Origin of the sequence: Candidatus Venteria ishoeyi, from assembly GCF_030378065.1 — a bacterium.
GTDB classification, from domain to species: domain Bacteria; phylum Pseudomonadota; class Gammaproteobacteria; order Beggiatoales; family Beggiatoaceae; genus Venteria; species Venteria ishoeyi.
On record NZ_JAUCGJ010000027.1, the window covers coordinates 13,578 to 30,300 of the forward strand.

At 44.6% G+C, this 16,723-nt stretch carries 16 protein-coding genes and 2 tRNA genes; 6 read left to right on the forward strand and 12 right to left on the reverse strand.

Features of this window, described 5'->3' with window-relative positions; all coding sequences use genetic code 11:
* The first annotated feature begins 15 nt into the window (after positions 1–15).
* Positions 16–2,202, forward strand: a complete 2,187-nt coding sequence (locus QUF61_RS10485) for a RelA/SpoT family protein (protein WP_289681603.1) — start codon at positions 16–18, stop codon at positions 2,200–2,202.
* Positions 2,203–2,291: 89 nt separating this feature from the next.
* Here the strand turns inward: QUF61_RS10485 and QUF61_RS10490 are convergent, their stop codons facing one another.
* On the reverse strand, positions 2,292–3,047 hold the full coding sequence (locus QUF61_RS10490) for a hypothetical protein (RefSeq protein ID WP_289681605.1): 756 nt from the start codon (positions 3,045–3,047) through the stop codon (positions 2,292–2,294).
* A gap of 535 nt (positions 3,048–3,582) precedes the next feature.
* Between QUF61_RS10490 and QUF61_RS10495 the strand changes: the two genes are divergently transcribed.
* On the forward strand, positions 3,583–4,305 hold the full coding sequence (locus QUF61_RS10495; protein ID WP_289681607.1) for a metal-dependent hydrolase: 723 nt from the start codon (positions 3,583–3,585) through the stop codon (positions 4,303–4,305).
* Between the two features lie 49 nt (positions 4,306–4,354).
* Here the strand turns inward: QUF61_RS10495 and rpmE are convergent, their stop codons facing one another.
* The 7 genes from rpmE to QUF61_RS10530 all read right to left on the reverse strand — a co-directional run bounded on the left by rpmE (position 4,355) and on the right by QUF61_RS10530 (position 7,272).
* On the reverse strand, positions 4,355–4,558 hold the full coding sequence (gene rpmE, locus QUF61_RS10500) for a 50S ribosomal protein L31 (RefSeq protein WP_289681609.1): 204 nt from the start codon (positions 4,556–4,558) through the stop codon (positions 4,355–4,357).
* Positions 4,559–4,744: 186 nt separating this feature from the next.
* The gene (locus QUF61_RS10505; protein WP_289681611.1) at positions 4,745–5,878 is read right to left on the reverse strand and encodes a CobW family GTP-binding protein; all 1,134 of its coding nucleotides are present in this window, start codon (positions 5,876–5,878) and stop codon (positions 4,745–4,747) included.
* Positions 5,878–6,348 (reverse strand): hypothetical protein, encoded by a 471-nt coding sequence (locus tag QUF61_RS10510; protein WP_289681613.1) that lies wholly within the window; start codon positions 6,346–6,348, stop codon positions 5,878–5,880. The genes QUF61_RS10505 and QUF61_RS10510 overlap by 1 nt, the downstream gene beginning before the upstream one ends.
* Positions 6,349–6,503: 155 nt before the next feature.
* Complete coding sequence (rpmG, locus tag QUF61_RS10515) at positions 6,504–6,659, reverse strand: 50S ribosomal protein L33 (RefSeq protein ID WP_289681615.1); 156 nt, start codon at positions 6,657–6,659, stop codon at positions 6,504–6,506.
* A 12-nt stretch (positions 6,660–6,671) separates the two neighbouring features.
* Positions 6,672–6,908 (reverse strand): 50S ribosomal protein L28, encoded by a 237-nt coding sequence (rpmB, locus tag QUF61_RS10520; protein ID WP_289681617.1) that lies wholly within the window; start codon positions 6,906–6,908, stop codon positions 6,672–6,674.
* A 170-nt stretch (positions 6,909–7,078) separates the two neighbouring features.
* Positions 7,079–7,154, reverse strand: a tRNA-Glu gene (locus tag QUF61_RS10525).
* A 42-nt stretch (positions 7,155–7,196) separates the two neighbouring features.
* A tRNA-Ala gene (locus tag QUF61_RS10530) sits at positions 7,197–7,272 on the reverse strand.
* 691 nt (positions 7,273–7,963) lie between these two features.
* Between QUF61_RS10530 and QUF61_RS10535 the strand changes: the two genes are divergently transcribed.
* From QUF61_RS10535 to QUF61_RS10550, 4 genes are all read left to right on the forward strand, one after another.
* Positions 7,964–8,281: a hypothetical protein gene (locus QUF61_RS10535; RefSeq protein WP_289681619.1), complete on the forward strand. Its 318-nt coding sequence runs from the start codon at positions 7,964–7,966 to the stop codon at positions 8,279–8,281.
* Between the two features lie 399 nt (positions 8,282–8,680).
* Positions 8,681–10,411, forward strand: coding sequence for a sensor histidine kinase (locus tag QUF61_RS10540; protein WP_289681621.1), 1,731 nt, complete (start codon positions 8,681–8,683; stop codon positions 10,409–10,411).
* Positions 10,412–10,445: 34 nt separating this feature from the next.
* Positions 10,446–10,892 (forward strand): response regulator, encoded by a 447-nt coding sequence (locus QUF61_RS10545; protein WP_289681622.1) that lies wholly within the window; start codon positions 10,446–10,448, stop codon positions 10,890–10,892.
* 6 nt (positions 10,893–10,898) lie between these two features.
* The gene (locus tag QUF61_RS10550; protein WP_289681624.1) at positions 10,899–13,292 is read left to right on the forward strand and encodes an HD domain-containing phosphohydrolase; all 2,394 of its coding nucleotides are present in this window, start codon (positions 10,899–10,901) and stop codon (positions 13,290–13,292) included.
* A gap of 9 nt (positions 13,293–13,301) precedes the next feature.
* Here QUF61_RS10550 and QUF61_RS10555 read toward each other — a convergent pair whose 3' ends face one another.
* The 4 genes from QUF61_RS10555 to mnmG are packed head-to-tail and all read right to left on the reverse strand — an operon-like array spanning position 13,302 to position 16,714.
* Entirely contained in the window at positions 13,302–13,784 is a 483-nt protein-coding gene (locus tag QUF61_RS10555; protein WP_289681625.1) for a methylated-DNA--[protein]-cysteine S-methyltransferase, read from the reverse strand.
* 3 nt (positions 13,785–13,787) lie between these two features.
* The gene (locus tag QUF61_RS10560; protein WP_289681626.1) at positions 13,788–14,651 is read right to left on the reverse strand and encodes a DNA-3-methyladenine glycosylase family protein; all 864 of its coding nucleotides are present in this window, start codon (positions 14,649–14,651) and stop codon (positions 13,788–13,790) included.
* Positions 14,652–14,660: 9 nt separating this feature from the next.
* A complete protein-coding gene (locus QUF61_RS10565; RefSeq protein ID WP_289681628.1) occupies positions 14,661–14,828 on the reverse strand; it encodes a hypothetical protein in 168 nt (55 codons plus the stop codon).
* Between the two features lie 20 nt (positions 14,829–14,848).
* A complete protein-coding gene (gene mnmG, locus QUF61_RS10570) occupies positions 14,849–16,714 on the reverse strand; it encodes a tRNA uridine-5-carboxymethylaminomethyl(34) synthesis enzyme MnmG (RefSeq protein ID WP_289681629.1) in 1,866 nt (621 codons plus the stop codon).
* Between the last annotated feature and the right edge of the window lie 9 nt (positions 16,715–16,723).

Below are 16,723 nucleotides of genomic sequence, written 5' to 3' on the forward strand. Positions count from 1 at the left end.
GGATCAATATCGGCAATGACAACACAGACCAGATATTCAGTAAACGATATAACAAACCTATTATCCTTGCTACCCTCATCAGAGGGCATATTATTACAACAGGGCTGGGAACTGGCACAATCGGTTTACTCAAGTACACAATTGCAAACCCGCCTGCAAGCCTTGCATTTGCTCCAGGAATTACAAACGGATACCCCCACCCTTATTGCCAGCTTATTATTTCAGGCTGTCGATAGCGAACAATGCAAGCAGTCTCAAATCAAACAATATGCCAATAATGAAAGCCTCCAGTTAATTAATGCATTAGCAAAACTAAAACGCATTGACAGTTTGCATGATGCCGTGCGCACGGAAAATGAAAAAATCCATGCCCAGCAACTGGAAAACCTGCGGCGTTTAATGATTACGCTGACCGAAGATTTGCGGGTATTGTTGATTTTATTGGCAGAGCGTTTGATACAAATGCGTACATTGCGGGAACTGCCACAGGCTCAGCAACAACAACTGGCGCAAGAAACCCTGGACTTGTTTTCACCACTGGCAAATCGTTTAGGTATTGGACGGATTAAATGGGAACTGGAAGATTTGGCGCTACGTGCCTTAAAACCCACTGATTATCTGCAAATTGCCAATGCTCTGAATAGTCGCAGACAGGAGCGGGAACATTATTTACAAGATATTATGGCGCGCCTGCAAACGCTGCTCAGCAAAGCCAATACCCAGGCAGAAATTAATGGACGCCCCAAACATATTTACAGTATCTGGAAAAAAATGCAGCGCAAGCAAGTGGCTTTTTCCGAAATATTTGATGCTTTAGCAGTGCGCGTATTGGTTGATAGCGTTGCTGATTGTTATACCGTATTAGGCTTGGTTCACAGTTTATGGACACCGATTGCCAGTGAGTTTGATGATTATATCGCTGCGCCGAAAAGCAATGGTTACCGCTCCCTGCACACTGCGGTTATTGGCAACGAAGGCAAACAGTTTGAAGTACAGATTCGCACCCACGAAATGCATCAAATGTCAGAACTGGGGGTGGCCTCCCATTGGCGTTATAAAGAAGGCGGCAAACAAGATACTGCATTTGAGCAAAAAATCGCCAATTTACGCCAGTTTCTGGAAAGTGGCGGCAAAGCTGAACAAAACGATGCTGAAGATGAGCCGGATCAGGCGCGTATTTATGTGCTGACCCCGGAAGGTCATGTCGTGGAACTACCCGCAGGCGCAACCCCGCTGGATTTTGCCTACGCCATACACACCGGCCTGGGGCATCGTTGTCGCGGGGCCAAGGTGAATGACCGCATCGTGCCACTCAGCCAGTCCTTACACAACAGTGATAAGGTTGAAGTTCTCGCAGATCGCCAGGAACATCCGCGCCGCGAATGGCTCAACCCTCATAACAACTATCTGAAAACCAGTCGCGCCCGCGCCAAGGTGCGCCACTGGCTGAATCAGCAAAGCAGTGAGCAGCACGCGCAAGAAGGTCGCACCCTACTGGATCATGAACTGCGACGCTTGAACCTTAAAGACATCCCGCTGGACGATCTGGTCAAGCGCTATCACTGCAATGACCAGGCCCATTTGTTTGCCCGCATTGGGCGTGGCGATGTGCGCATGGGACAAATAGCCAATATCCTGCAACAATATATTTTGCCAGCCGACAAAGCCACAGGCAGTCAAACGTCTGAATCTGGTGAACGCACGTCCGCCCCGGAATCAGCACAAGCACCGACAAGTCATCCTGGCATTTCCAGTCAGGGCGTTGATGGCTTGCTTACCCACACTGCGAAATGCTGCCACCCCCTGCCAGGTGATGAGGTTATTGGTTATATCACCCGTGAGCGGGGCATTGCAGTCCATCGCCGTGATTGCAGTAATGCACAAAAATGGCAGGAACAGGGGCATGAGCGCCTTATTGAAGTAGACTGGGGAGCAAGCAGCAAACATCGTTATAAAGTGAGCATCTTTATCCGCGCTTATGATCGCGACCGCCTGCTTAAAGATGTCAGCGACACGCTTACCGCCCTGCATATCAGCGTCAATGCCATCCAATCAAGCATTGATAAACACAGTCATATTGCCCATATGCAGATAAGCATTAAAATCCATGATATTGAACAACTCAGCCAGGTATTACAACATCTGGAAGAATTACCCAATGTGATAGAGGCCACGCGTTCAGAAACAGGAAAGCATTCATAAAAATCAGCGTGAAGTAACAGTAGTTTTTTCACATTTCAAATCTTCAAAACCTGTGAAAAAGAAGCTTTTGCATAATATCAGTTAAAATTTTATGGACTGGTTTTTATCATTTTAATAAATGCCCGCATACCCGAGAGAAACTCCTGATCACTACTGAGTTTTTCTACTGCATGGCTAAACTCATCACACACCTTATCCGTTTTTTCTTCGTAATTGCGGTTTTGTTTTTTCATCAAGGTATGTAAATGATCTAAATCCGCCTGCACGTCAAGAAAGGCCTGCTGGTTTTTTTCCTCAGTTTTTTTATCCTGTTTTTCCATCGCTTCAAGCTGTTTTTCCAGTTTTTTAATGCGCCCTGCAAAATCAAGCGCATCTTCGCGCGGCACCTTACAACGCCTGCGCAATGCGGCAAAACGTGCTTTTTGATGCTGATAAAATGCCAGCAGCGGCCTGAAGCCGGTGGATAACAGAAAAAATCCGGCAAAATAATAACCAATCTGGGCACCGGAGAAATAGGTCAGCAAGGTAATAACCAGGGCAGATAGTAAATGTAAGCCTATGCACACCCATAGCAAGCGTTTGGCTATGGCCTGGGTATATTGATGGTCTGCGGCAGGCACTTCAATGCCACGACGCAGGCTTTCTTTTTGTTCCGCAAGCAGATTACGGGCTTCAAAATACAAATCCCAGGGCAGTTTCAACACCGTAACCAAGCCGACCAGCCCGATAAAAGCCATGCCTACCGTGAGCAGTTGACTGCCGCTAAACCAATCCAGATAGAGTGAGAACATCAGCATCGCAATCAGAAAAATCAGTAAAAATACACTGGCAACATGGCTTCTCATTGTGCTTGCTCCTGTAATAATGGCAGACTGAGTATAAAGCGACAGCCTTTTCCAGCTTTGCTATCCACTTTAATTGTGCCAATTTTCATTGTATCAGGCTTAAAAAAATTTATCATTTAGCGACCTTGTTGCGTAAAGCATAACGCAAAAATATCGTGCTTGGCGAGAAACATTGAAGTATTAGTATATCGTAATATTCTAAATATACTATAATACTATTAAGTAAAGCGGTATATGAGGGATAAAGTTTACCCAGAATATATTGCTATGAATGTATGAATAACTTACTATCAGGAGATAGTCATGATTGATCTATTGATGGTTTCTGCCGCTTTAGCACTTCTTGTTATTGTTATCAGTGTGCCATTGGCTGTATTTTTGGGCTTATCACACCATACACCCCAGCATTAATAATGCCTGTGATAAACCAATAATCTTCATCATTTTGTTGCGGATCTGGTTTTTTATTCCAGATCCGCTATAAGGGCATGAGCATATTTATGAAATATCCGGCTTAAGGCAACAAGACAGGTTTATGGCTTCTTTTTCCACACATTTTACAGTGGGCGCTGCGGTGTCCGCAATGGCGGCAACCGCCCTGGTAAGTATTGGAAAAATCGATACTGAAGCCGCCTTATTGCTTACATTTGCAGGGACTTTAGGGGGTATTTTACCGGACATCGACTCGGATCATTCGCGTCCTTTACAAATTGTTTTTGTTGCGTTGTATGCCTTATGTGCTTACATCTTGATTGATCAACTACGGGGGCTATCTATCTTAGAGCTTTGGGTCGTTCTGGCGGGAAGTTATTTTTTGTTTCGTTATGCGTTGCTACCTGCGTTTAGAGCCTGGACGATACACCGTGGCATTTTTCATTCGGTATTAGCAGGTATTTTTTTCTGTTTTTTGACTTGCGCTTTATTATTTCAATTTTATCAGCTAAACCCCGGGCTTTCCTGGTTAGGCGGTGGTTTTGTTTTTCTGGGTTTTATTGCGCACTTGCTGCTGGATGAGTTTTATAGCGTGGATTTTAATGGCAAACGCCTGAAGCGTTCATTTGGTACGGCATTAAAGCTGGTTAACACCAGGAACTGGGGAAATACTTTTATATTTTTAGTGGGTACTGGTTTGGCTTTTCAAATGACACCCGCTAGCCATGAGTTTACCCAATTAATTTTTAATAAAGCGACTTATGTGGCGCTGTTTGAGAACTTTTTCCCTGCTTATCTGACACAATTTGCAGTTGCCGGACATTAAAAAAGGCGCTTCAGCGCCTTTTTTAAACATTATTACACCAACCGGTATCTTATTTCTTTCCATACCGACGCTGGAACTTATCAATACGTCCGGCGGTATCTACAACACGCTGTTGTCCGGTATAAAATGGGTGACAGGCAGAGCATACATCAAGATGTATTTCCTTTGCACGGCTGGAACGGGTGGTAAATGTGTTACCACAACTACAGGTGACAACAACTTCCTGATATTTTGGATGAATATCTGCTTGCATGATAAAAACCTTAGATTAAATGCTACGGATGCTACGGGCGTTACAGGCAAGAACGTTGCAGCCCTGAACTGAATACAAATAAACGGTCGATTATAAATTAAATGATAACACCTGACAAGTAAAAATATTCAGTTTATAAGTAAAGGTATTTCTAAAATAGAAAAGGAAAGATACTCCCGCGCATATCTACAATAATAACATTGCCGCTTTTGCCCGCTCGGCAGGCGTTGGACTGTGCAGCAATGCTTCCAGATTTTTTCTAATTAGGTCTTCCGGCAGGTTACGGGTAATAAAAACAATCTGAGTCATAGGCTGCGAATCAGGCCAGCTTTTAAGTTGCACAGGGGATTGTAAAATATGCTGTACGCCTTGAATCAATACTGGTGCGTTTGTTTCCTGCGTCCAGGCTATACCTTTGATACGCAGCAAATCCTTGCCGCGCAAACGGGTTAATTGTTGTAGCCAGTGTTCCAGCACTTTCCAGGGCAAAGGCTGTGTATATTTCAGACAAAAATTATGTATATATTGATCATGAATCCCTTGTTCCTGTTTGTCTTGATGGTGGTGTGCAGTGAAGGGTGCTGCATAAATTTCTGTTTGCAGCCATTTTTGAATATCCAGTTGCCGGGTCTGAGGATCATAGGTGTTACCGGCAAAGAGCTGTTTAACATCGGGCAGACCTTGCTTCAAGTCATAACAATAAGCCGCAGGATTTAACTGCTGCAAACGCTGCATTAACTCAGAAATCACTTCCTCACAGCTGTGTGGATGATCAGTTTTAGTTAATAATAAATGATTTGCCAATGCCGCCTGTTTAACAGACTCGTCATGCTCATCCAGTTGTTGCATACCATATATCGCATCAACAGTGGTAATCACCTGCTCCAGGCGATAATGTGCAACAATAAAATCATCATTAATCAAGGTGCGCAAAATCGGTGCCGGATCAGCCAGTCCACTGGTTTCAATAAGCACACGTTGAAACCGATAATCCTGTTGCTGTTGAGATTTTTCAAATAAATTTTGCAAGGTGGTAATTAAATCACTGCGTACCGCGCAACATAAACACCCCCCTGCCAGCAGCAACATATCATCCTCAGTGGACTCCAACAGCAGGTGATCAATACCAATTTCCCCTACTTCATTGACAATAACAGCAGTTTGCGTCATTCCCGGCTGTTGCAGCAGACGATTAAGCAGGGTTGTTTTACCGCTGCCTAAAAAACCGGTAATAATATAAATCGGGATCTTCTGATGTGAGTTTTCAGCGGGTAATTGTGCCTGAGTGGAGCCGCCTTGATTAGAATCAGAAGCTGACATTAATAATCCATCACACTTTTGGCTGTATTTTTTTCATCCTCAGAGAGCAAACCAAAAAATACATAAACCATTTTTCCGGTTTCAGTAAGTTGCAATTCTCCGCGCCCATCTTTACAAAGTGCCTTCAGGGCCAGTTCTGATTCTTTCAGCGTCATGTGGGTTTTATAGGCAATTTCTGCAATGGTGACGCGCCCATTGGCATCCGCTATCGCCTGTAATAATTGACGTTCATTGCGCTCAATAAGATATCGCACCTTGCGTTTGCGATAACTTAGCAGCAAATAAAGACCCGCTGCCAGCGTTAAAGAGAAAAAAAATAAAAGCCCCCATAATACGGAAACTTCTGTATCAGTTTGCTCCGGATGCAACAAGTCAGAAATGGCTGCAACAACAAAAAAGCTGCTGAACAAGGCAATCATAGTGCCTAATAATGCTATTAATTTGTGTATTAATGGTAATAATTTGTGCATCACAGTGTTAATCAGATTAAAAAACTAAGCTTGTATCATACCCGAAATAACAATATAAAAAAAAACCCTGATTAAAAATAATCAGGGTTTTTTTTGAGGCGCTTGAGCGATAGCCTGGTTTTAATTGCGCTGTTTGTTCGCGTCAATACAAGCATTTATTTAATCTTCGCTTCTTTATACTCAACATGCTTGCGTACAACAGGATCGTATTTACGAAATACCAGTTTATCCGGTGTCGTACGTTTATTTTTCGTGGTCGTATAATAATGACCGGTACCCGCACTGGATACTAATTTAATCTTATCACGCATAATAAAAACCTCTTAGACTTTAACGCCGCGACTGCGAATATCTTTCAGTACTGCTTCAATGCCAACCTTATCAATGATACGCATACCTTTAGCAGTAACCCGCAGTTTCACCCAACGGTTTTCACTGGGAACCCAGAAACGATGGCTGTGCAGGTTAGGCAAAAAACGCCGTCTGGTTTTGTTATGTGCGTGGGATACATTATTCCCGGTGACTGTCCGTTTGCCAGTCACTTGGCATACTCTAGACATAGCAACTCCTGTTTAAGTGGAAGCAGATCCCGAATAAGGGAAAACCTACCGTGAATGAAAAAAACTGGGATTATACTCTATAGAAGAGTAAAACCACGCTTAATATTTTATCAAGGAAGATTTGCCAGCACAATCAGGAAGGAAAATAGAAATTATGTTCCATAATAAAATGGCGTCCCCAAGGGGGTTCGAACCCCTGTTGCCGCCGTGAAAGGGCGGAGTCCTAGGCCGCTAGACGATGGGGACCCGGAACAATTTTCTCGCAATCAGTATGGCTTTAATAATCCCTGGTGGAGCTAGGCGGGATCGAACCGCCGACCTCTACAATGCCATTGTAGCGCTCTCCCAGCTGAGCTATAGCCCCTGATCTTCAAAACCTTGGAAAGTCAAACTCATCCTCAGACTTTGTAATCAAAGTTGTTATAGGCTTTGCAAGAAAGACGCGCATTATAGGGGGCGTTTTTTCATCTGTCAATAATTTTTTTAAAAAATTTATTATTAATCTTAAGCCATTGCCATTTTATCTAGTGCAACATAGGATTTGGCAAGGTACAAATAAAAAACAGCATGAAGCAATAGCGCCTCTTCGCAGGTTTCCAATCTTCCAATATTCAATATTTTTTTACACTTATTCTTGCAAAATCTCGAATTTACAACTAATACTTATTACTAAGAGTAAGTTTTTGTACAAGTGCAGAACATAAAAAAGACATCAAATGTTCATTCGACAGCAGGCATCTTGCCTCGATACTTAATAAGCTGGGTGATTTATATTTATTTTCTGTGCTTGGGAGCGAAAATAAAATAACGACCAAAAGGTGTTATAGGGTTTTCGTTTCATTCAGGTGTTGCGCCTGTTGCGTTTTAGATTACGCTTTATCCTTAATTCAAGGGTGTGATGGTTGGTCAGAAGCGAAACCGAATACAACAGGCGCACGTTGCTTACATATTTTCATTAAGATGAATAATGAGTATTTGGCATTTGTCAGATTTTAACAACAATACTTTGATAAGGCTGTAAACCTGACAAGCGCCTAAGCAGGGAGGGCAATCTCATGAAAACGTTTGTTAAAATTGCTGCATTATCTGTTGTCTTACTGTTTGCAGCAGCACCAACTACAAGTAGTGCATTTTTCTGTGGTTTTGGTGGTGGATTTGGTTTTGGATCAGGCTGGGGTTGGGGTGGTTATCCTTATTACGGCGGTTACTATCCTTATGGCGGTTATGGTGGTTATGGTGGTTATGGAGGATATTATCCACATTATGGCGGTTATGGTGGTTATCCTTATTATGGTTATTCCGCTTATCAGATGCCTTATTCACCTGTTGTTGTTCCTACCGCAACACAGCCTGCAACCACTGAGGCAAAATAAAACCTGAAGTGCAATAAATTTTTTTTGGGGTGCAAGTGTTAGTTTATTTATAGATAAGAATAAACTAATGCTTGCACCCTAAATCAGTCTGCTTCCAGCATTTTCTCTGCCTATTATCTTTTTTCTGCTATTTGCAATTATCACTGACCGATGTCAACACAAAACCTCTTATCCTTTGCTGAACAAGCAACTTAATCCCCTCAGAAAGAAAAACCAAGCAGACATATTTGATATAGCCTTGGAGGCTGCCTGAGAACAGAGACCGTAGCCAGGAAAAGCTGGTTTGAAGCAGATTTTTGCATTATTTGAGGCGAATATTGGGTATATTAACGAAAATAAGGGAGAAATCTGGAACAAGTTTATCAACGTTAAAATGGGACATTCATAAGGAATTTGAGCATGATTAAACATTTACACATTTTTGCTTGTGAATATTTCCGTCAGGAACTGGAAACCTTGTTGCAGGAAGCCGCTTTCCGTCATGTTCGCTGTGATTTTTTTCCAGCTGATTGTGATCACCCTTGCCATAATAGGCAGATGTTGGAACTGACTAAAGACCTTGGTGATACACCTTGTATCCTATTAGGTGGCGGCTGTTTAAGTCAGCTAAAAAATCAGTCCTGCCAAATCCATGCATTAGAACAATGCTTTGAATTACTGGCTGGAACACAACAAGTGCAGGCATATATTGCGGCAGGTGCGCACTTATTCAGCCCTGGCATGTTGGCGCAGTGGGATCATTTTTGTACCCACAGTGGTTTTACTGCGGCAACTGCGCGGGATTTTTTTGCCGATTCAACACAAAAGCTGGTATTACTGGATACCGGTGTTGATGAAACCGCAGCACAACGTCTGGCTGACTTATCTAAAGTCCTGGGATTAGCCGCAGAACGTATTGTGGTGGGTTTGGATTATTTGCGTTTATCGGTGCAGCATTTATTAAGCAAGCAGCAACAGATGGCGGTGCAGGAAAAAGATCGGCAATTGGCTGATTATGCTATGGTCAATGATCTGATTAGTCGCATTACCAGTTTGACTGAAGAAAAGCATGTCATTGCTCAGGTACTGGAATTATTTTCTATGTTTTGTGCGCCGCAAGTGGTCGCCTATTTGCCACAAAAAAATGATGAAGCGGGAGAAATGGTCTTATCAGCTTCCACTACGAACAGGCAAAAATTACAGCAGGATTTACTGGCTTTGCGCGGTACTTATCAGCTAAATGCCGAAGCACAGGGTTTTTACATAAAAATTGAACGCTGTGGTCAGGTTCTGGGCGCTGTCGCAGTACTTGATATTGCTTTTCCGCAATATCAGCAGCATTATCTTAATCTAGGCTTGAGTGTTGCACCTGTGGTGGCGCTGGCCGTCAGCAATGCCCGTACTTATCAACAGCACCTGGAAGCTGAAGCGCAGGTGCAACAATTAAACGAAGTTTTGCAAGAACGCCTGATTTCAGTAAATGCCTTAAATAAGGAACTGGAAGCCTTCACCTATTCCGTATCTCATGATTTACGCGCGCCATTGCGCAGCTTAGATGGCTTCAGTAACATGCTGTTACGCGATTATATCGATAAACTGGATAATCGTGGTGAGCATTTATTAACGCGCTTGCGCGCAAATGCGCAGCATATGGGGCAGTTAATTGATGATTTATTACGCTTGTCACGCCTGACGCGCACCGAACCCAACAAATCCACCTGTAACCTCAGTGACATAGTGTCGGAACTGGCGGCAGATTTACAACAAACGGATGCAACACGTCAGGTTGATTTTGAAATTCAGCCGCAGACAACAACGGTTTGTGATGCCGCCTTGTTAAAAATAGTACTGGAAAACCTGGTGGGTAATGCCTGGAAATATACCAGCAAAAAAAACCATCCCAGCATCGCCTTTGGCAGTATGCAGCAAAATGAAGAAACCATATTTTTTTTACGTGATGATGGCGATGGTTTTGATATGGCTTATGCCGATAAATTATTTTCACCATTTCAACGACTGCATAGCGAAGTGGATTTTCCGGGTACCGGCATTGGTCTTGCAACTGTACAGCGTATTATTCTGCGTCATGGTGGGCGTATTTGGGCTGAAGCAACACCTGGCAAGGGTGCTAGCTTTTTCTTTACACTATAATAATAAAAGGATTTTTTAATCCAAAGGGGGCGCAGTGGAACAGGATATTATTCTGGTGGAAGATAACCCGGATGACTTGGAATTGACTTTGGAAGCCTTTCGTATGCTGGCAATGAGTCAGCGTATTAAAACCTTTCGTGATGGCGTGGAAGTTATACAATACTTATTTCCAGAAAATACTGAAGAAATACCAGCAAAGCATCATATTTGTTTGATGTTACTGGATTTGAATTTGCCACGCATGAATGGACTACAGGTGCTGGAAAAACTGCGTGCTGACCCACGCACCAAAACCATCCCCGTGGTGATGCTGACCTCTTCTGGACGTGATGAAGATCGCTTAACAAGTTATGGCCTGGGGGTTAATAGTTATGTACGCAAACCAGTTGATTTTGATGATTTTATTCGGGTAGCAGAACAATTAAAGGTTTACTGGACAGAAATCAATGAGCCAGTTAATGATGATCTTAGTGTGAATTAACATCGCATGTCTACGCTACGTATATTACTGGTCGATGACTCAGAAGATGAAGCCTTATTTCTGGAAGATGATCTTCTACAGGGGGGCTATGAGCCTAGCTTGCAACGGGTTGATACTGAAAAGGACATGCGCAATGCCCTGAAAAATCAGGAATGGGATGTCATTATTATTGATTATGTGATGCCATATTTCAGCGCGCCAGCGGCAATGCAGGTGTATCACGATCTGGCGCTAGATATTCCCTGCCTGATCATGTCCGGTCAAATCACTGATGAAAAAGCCGTAACCATGATGCGAGAGGGTGCGCGTGACTTTATTCCTAAAAATCAGCGTTCTCGTTTATTACCCGCAATTTCCAGAGAATTACAAGAAAGTCGCGAACGTCGTGAGCACAAACAAGCTGAAAAAGCACTACTGGAGGTTCAACGCCGTCATGCCTCAATTTTCCAGAGTGCTGAAATTGCCATTTGGGAAGAAGATTTTTCTGCCTTATTTGTACATTTGCAACATTTAAGAAAAGCCGGGATTAAAGACTTAAAACAATATTTACAGTGCAATCCTGGCACGGTTTTAGACTGTATTTCCCTGGTACGGCTGATTGATGTTAACCCTGCGGCTTTACGTATGTTAGGCGCGGACAATAAACAGCAATTATTACTATCCCTGGACACGGTTTTTACTGAAACAGCCGTGGCAGTATTTGCCCAGGAACTCAATGCGATTTGGATGGGGCAACCATTTTTTCATAGTGAAGCCCAGCATCGGCGTTTAGATGGTGAAGAAATTACCGTGATGCTATCTATGCCAATTCCTCAGGAAGCGGCTGGTTTTTCTTATATTCCGGTCAGTTTACTCGATATTACTGCTTATAAACGCAGTCAACAAGCCAGGGAACGCATTGCTCAAAAAAATCGTTTAATCCTGGATACCGCAGGTGAAGGTATTTTTGGTCTTGATGCCAAAGGGCGGCATACTTTTGTAAATCCCAGTGCAGCCAATATGTTAGGTTACACCGTAGAAGAACTCATTGGTCGCCCAAGTCATGCCACCTGGCATTACCAGCATCCTGATGGCAGCGATTTTCATGAACAGCAATGTCCGATTTACAGGGCAATGCGTAACTGCAAGGTTTATCGTGGTGAGGATTATTTTACCCATAAAAATACCTATATGTTTCCGGTTGAGTTTGAAGTGTCACCAATGATTGAAAGGGGGGAAATCTGTGGTGCGGTAGTCTCATTTCGAGATATTTCCCAGCGCAAGCAAGGAGAAGAAACCCTACTGCGCACTAATCGTGCCTTAAATACCTTAAGCCAATGTAATCAGACACTGATACATGCGCAAGATGAAATATCACTGTTACAAGCACTTTGTCAGATACTGGAGCAGGCCGGAGAATATGCGGTTGCCTGGGTAGGTTTATACCGTCACAAACAACATCTCTTATACCCGGTTGCCTGGGGTAAAAAAAACAGCGACTTTGTACAAGGTCAAATACAATATTATGCAGATGATGAACAAGTGCTTACCCCAGAGTCCCAAGTGCTGAGTTCCGGGAAAATCTGCGTGATTAATCAAATTAAAAACTGGAAACAGGATAATCATTGGAAAAAAGAGACATTAGCCCAAGGTTACAAAGCCTGTGCCGCCCTGCCGCTGCGCGATCAAAATGGTGTGTTTGGCGTACTTTCGGTGTGCATGAATCTGGATGATACGTTTCTTAACCGGGAAGTGATCTTATTAGATGAATTAGCCGGTGACATCGCTTTTGGCATTCAAACCATACGCACTCGCCATGAACGTGATGCCATACGCATCCGCTTAAATCAAACCTTGTTGCAAACCGTACAGGCTATTGCCACCACTGTAGAAAAACGTGATCCCTATACCGCAGGTCACCAACAACGTGTGAGTGAATTAGCTGTATGCATTGCAAAAGAAATCGGTCTTGATGAGCAGCAGATAGAAGGCATACGCCTGGGTAGTGCCATCCATGACATTGGCAAGATTTACATCCCGGTAGAAATCCTCGGTCGTCCTGGCAAACTGTCTAAACATGAGTTTGAGCTGATTAAAACCCATCCCCAGGTTGGCTTTGATATTATTAAAGACGTTGAGTTTCCCTGGCCGATTCGTGAAATGGTATTGCAACATCACGAACGCCTGAATGGTTCCGGTTACCCCAAAGGCTTGCTTGCCGATGACATTATTCTGGAATCCCGCATTCTGGCAGTGGCTGATGTGGTGGAGTCGATTAATGCCAACCGCCCTTACCGCCCTTCGCTGGGGATTGAAGTTGCCGTCAATGAAATTCGCAAGGGTGCCGGGCAACTTTATGACCCGCTGATTGTGTCTGCTTGTATCCAATTGATAGAAGACAATAAATTACCCTGGTCTTAGATATTGCTCCTATTTACAGCAGTGTTGCTCCCATTCAATGAGTCTTTGTTTGATGTCTAAACCACCAGCAAAGCCCGTGAGTTTGCCATTGCTACCGATCACGCGGTGACAAGGCACAATGAGCGGAATCGGGTTACGGCTGTTAGCCATGCCCACGGCGCGTGCGGCACTGGGTTGAGCAATCGCAATGGCAATGTCTTTATACGTGCGTAACTGGGCAAATGGAATCTTGTACAATGCCTGCCAGACACGCTGCTGGAATGCGCTGCCCTGCGGGTTCAAACTCAAGCTAAAGTCTTTTAATTCACCTGCGGCATAAGCTTGAATTTGCCTTCTGGCTTCTGCAAACAACACATCATTCTGCTGCCAATCAGGGGCAATGCTGAATTGGCGCTTGCCCTGCCCGGTATTTAAGTGCAAATGGCGAATGCCTTGTTCATCGCCTGCAATGATGATGTCACAAAACTGGGTGCTAAATTCGCTGTAATACATGGCTTATCCTTGGTATTGATTCCACAGACATAAGGCGGCATAAGCGCGATAAGGTCGCCAGTGTTCTGCCAGTTGCCGGATTTGTTTGGCTTTTAAGGCTTCACCCTGGATTGCTGACAAGGCCTTGACGATGCCCAAATCCGAGGCAGGAAAGCAATCCTTCATGCCCAGGCCGCGCATGGCAACATAATTTACCGTCCAATCCCCTATGCCTTTAATGCGGGAGAAATCTTCATAAAACTGTTCAAAGGACTGCTTTGCATCCAGGCTAATCCGGCCCTGTGCCACAGCCTGTAATACAGCTTGAATCGTAGCCTGACGGGTTTTGCTTAAACCAATATCGGTCAACGGCAAGGGTAATAGCTGGTTTAAATCCGGGAAAAAGTGACTGAGTCCATCAGGAAATTCAGCTGGTGTGCGCAGATTAGCTGTCTGCACCAGACGATTAACCAAGGTACGTGCCGCTTTAAGTGAAACCTGTTGCCCTAAAATTGCGCGCAGGGTGAATTCCAGACTATCAAAGGCCATTGGCAAACGCGGCACTTCGCCTTGTTCCAAACCGGGTTTTAATACTTCATCTTCAGCAAGCAATGTTTTGATAACTGACATCTGACTGTCTAAATCAAACATTTTTCTCACACGTTGATGAATCGCCATGTGGCAGCGAATATCATCTGTGTCTATGTGCAAACTCAAGGCTGAATGCTCAGGACAATTTTTAACCATAAAAAAGCCTGTTGCCTGTTGTATGCGAAAGCTGCGCGCATAGCTATTCTCTGTAACCTGTTCCACACCAGTTATAGCACGCAGGCGCATGAAATTGAGCAAGGCTCGAAAATTAAACGGTGGGGTGTAATTTAATAACAAGATATTGTCTCACTTCAAAGTGCCACATGCTGCCATTGCTTGGCAATAAACAACGCTGGTCAGTGCAGGAATCAAAATTCCCACCACTTGAATCAACATCGCGACAATCAAGGTGATGATCCCTGCCAGCAAAATTGCTGCATTATTATTTCGATCAAACAAATGAATTTGTTTCATATGCTCAATTTCAAATAACACTATTTACCACTTTTCCGCAAATACACCAGCAGCAAAGAAATCGCTGCCGGGGTCACGCCGGAAATCCTCGAAGCTTGACCTATGGTTGCCGGATGGTGTTGGTTGAGCTTCTGACTGACTTCCGTAGACAGGCCGCGCACTTGCTGGTAATCCAAATCTTCCGGCAGGCGGGTTTCTTCATGGCGGCGACCGCGTTCAATTTCCAGTTTCTGGCGTTCAATATAGCCGCTGTATTTGGTTTGAATCTCAACCTGTTCGGCAACACTGGCATCGTCTACGGGTGGTTGCACCTTGTCAAATTTACACAATTCAGCATAGGTGATTTCCGGGCGGCGCAATAACTCCAATGCGCTGTTCTCCCGCCGCAGTGCCTGACCTAATTTAGCAGTCACCTGCGCATCTTCCGGGCGTAAAATAATTTTTTTCAGACGTTGCTGCTCTGCGGCAATTGCAGTGCGTTTTGCTTGCAGCACTGACCAACGGCGCTCACTAACCAGTCCCATTTCATAGCCGGTTTCAGTCAAACGTAAATCAGCATTATCTTCCCGCAGCAGTAGACGGTATTCCGCACGACTGGTGAACATGCGGTAAGGCTCGCTAGTGCCCAGCGTAATTAAATCATCAATCAATACGCCGATATAGGCTTCATCACGGCGCGGTGACCAGGCGGGTTGGCCCTGCACCTGGCGTGCCGCGTTCAGTCCTGCAATCAAGCCCTGCGCGGCAGCCTCTTCATAGCCGGTGGTGCCGTTGATTTGTCCGGCAAAATATAAACCACCCACATGTTTGGTTTCCAGTGAAGGGCGTAGATCGCGGGGATCAAAAAAATCATATTCGATGGCATAACCGGGGCGAATAATGTGGGCATTTTCAAAACCCTTAATCGAGCGCACAAAGGCCATTTGTATGTCAAACGGCAGACTGGTGGAAATGCCGTTGGGATAAATTTCCACATTATTTAAACCTTCCGGCTCGACAAAAATCTGGTGTGAGTCCTTATCGGCAAAACGATGAATTTTATCTTCAATAGACGGGCAATAGCGCGGGCCTATGCCTTCAATCACCCCGGTATACATCGGTGAGCGATCCAGGCCGCCGCGAATAATATCATGGGTTTGGGTATTGGTACCGGTGATATAACAGGCCACTTGCTGCGGGTGTTGTTCGGCATGACCCAGATAAGAAAACACTGGCACCGGGTCATCACCGGGCTGCGCCTGCAACTGGCTGAAATCAATACTGCGCCGGTCGATGCGCGGCGGGGTGCCGGTTTTCAGGCGTTCCACCCGAAACGGCAGGGCGCGTAAACGCTTGGATAATGACAGCGAAGGCGGATCTCCGGCGCGCCCTCCCGCGTGATGGCTCAAGCCAATATGAATCTGACCGTCAAGAAAAGTGCCGACCGTCAGTACCACCGCTGGCGCAAAAAAACACAAGCCCATCTGAGTGACAACGCCAGTAACGCGGTCATTTTCCACCAATAAATCATCCACACCCTGCTGAAACAGCCACAGGTTTTCCTGATTTTCCAGGGCATTGCGGATATAATTTTTGTATAAAGCACGATCAATCTGGGCGCGGGTGGCGCGTACGGCGGGGCCTTTACGACCATTGAGTATACGAAACTGAATGCCGCAGTGATCCGCCGCCTCCGCCATAATGCCGCCCAGCGCGTCAATTTCCCGTACCAGATGCCCCTTGCCGATACCGCCAATGGCGGGATTACAGGACATTTGCCCCAAGGTATCGATGTTATGGGTTAATAACAGGGTTTTCTGACCTGTACGCGCTGCCGCCAAAGCGGCTTCAGTACCGGCATGACCGCCACCCACAACAATCACATCAAAAGTTTCTGGATAATTCATTTAAGTTTG

What these genes read in the sequence shown, in the direction of transcription:
- QUF61_RS10485 (WP_289681603.1), top strand. Translation starts at nt 16, where the DNA reads ATGACAACACAGACCAGATATTCAGTAAACGATATAACAAACCTATTA.
- QUF61_RS10490 (WP_289681605.1), bottom strand. Translation starts at nt 3,047, where the DNA reads ATGAGAAGCCATGTTGCCAGTGTATTTTTACTGATTTTTCTGATTGCG.
- QUF61_RS10495 (WP_289681607.1), top strand. Translation starts at nt 3,583, where the DNA reads ATGGCTTCTTTTTCCACACATTTTACAGTGGGCGCTGCGGTGTCCGCA.
- rpmE (WP_289681609.1), bottom strand. Translation starts at nt 4,558, where the DNA reads ATGCAAGCAGATATTCATCCAAAATATCAGGAAGTTGTTGTCACCTGT.
- QUF61_RS10505 (WP_289681611.1), bottom strand. Translation starts at nt 5,878, where the DNA reads ATGTCAGCTTCTGATTCTAATCAAGGCGGCTCCACTCAGGCACAATTA.
- QUF61_RS10510 (WP_289681613.1), bottom strand. Translation starts at nt 6,348, where the DNA reads ATGCACAAATTATTACCATTAATACACAAATTAATAGCATTATTAGGC.
- rpmG (WP_289681615.1), bottom strand. Translation starts at nt 6,659, where the DNA reads ATGCGTGATAAGATTAAATTAGTATCCAGTGCGGGTACCGGTCATTAT.
- rpmB (WP_289681617.1), bottom strand. Translation starts at nt 6,908, where the DNA reads ATGTCTAGAGTATGCCAAGTGACTGGCAAACGGACAGTCACCGGGAAT.
- QUF61_RS10535 (WP_289681619.1), top strand. Translation starts at nt 7,964, where the DNA reads ATGAAAACGTTTGTTAAAATTGCTGCATTATCTGTTGTCTTACTGTTT.
- QUF61_RS10540 (WP_289681621.1), top strand. Translation starts at nt 8,681, where the DNA reads ATGATTAAACATTTACACATTTTTGCTTGTGAATATTTCCGTCAGGAA.
- QUF61_RS10550 (WP_289681624.1), top strand. Translation starts at nt 10,899, where the DNA reads ATGTCTACGCTACGTATATTACTGGTCGATGACTCAGAAGATGAAGCC.
- QUF61_RS10555 (WP_289681625.1), bottom strand. Translation starts at nt 13,784, where the DNA reads ATGTATTACAGCGAATTTAGCACCCAGTTTTGTGACATCATCATTGCA.
- QUF61_RS10565 (WP_289681628.1), bottom strand. Translation starts at nt 14,828, where the DNA reads ATGAAACAAATTCATTTGTTTGATCGAAATAATAATGCAGCAATTTTG.
- mnmG (WP_289681629.1), bottom strand. Translation starts at nt 16,714, where the DNA reads ATGAATTATCCAGAAACTTTTGATGTGATTGTTGTGGGTGGCGGTCAT.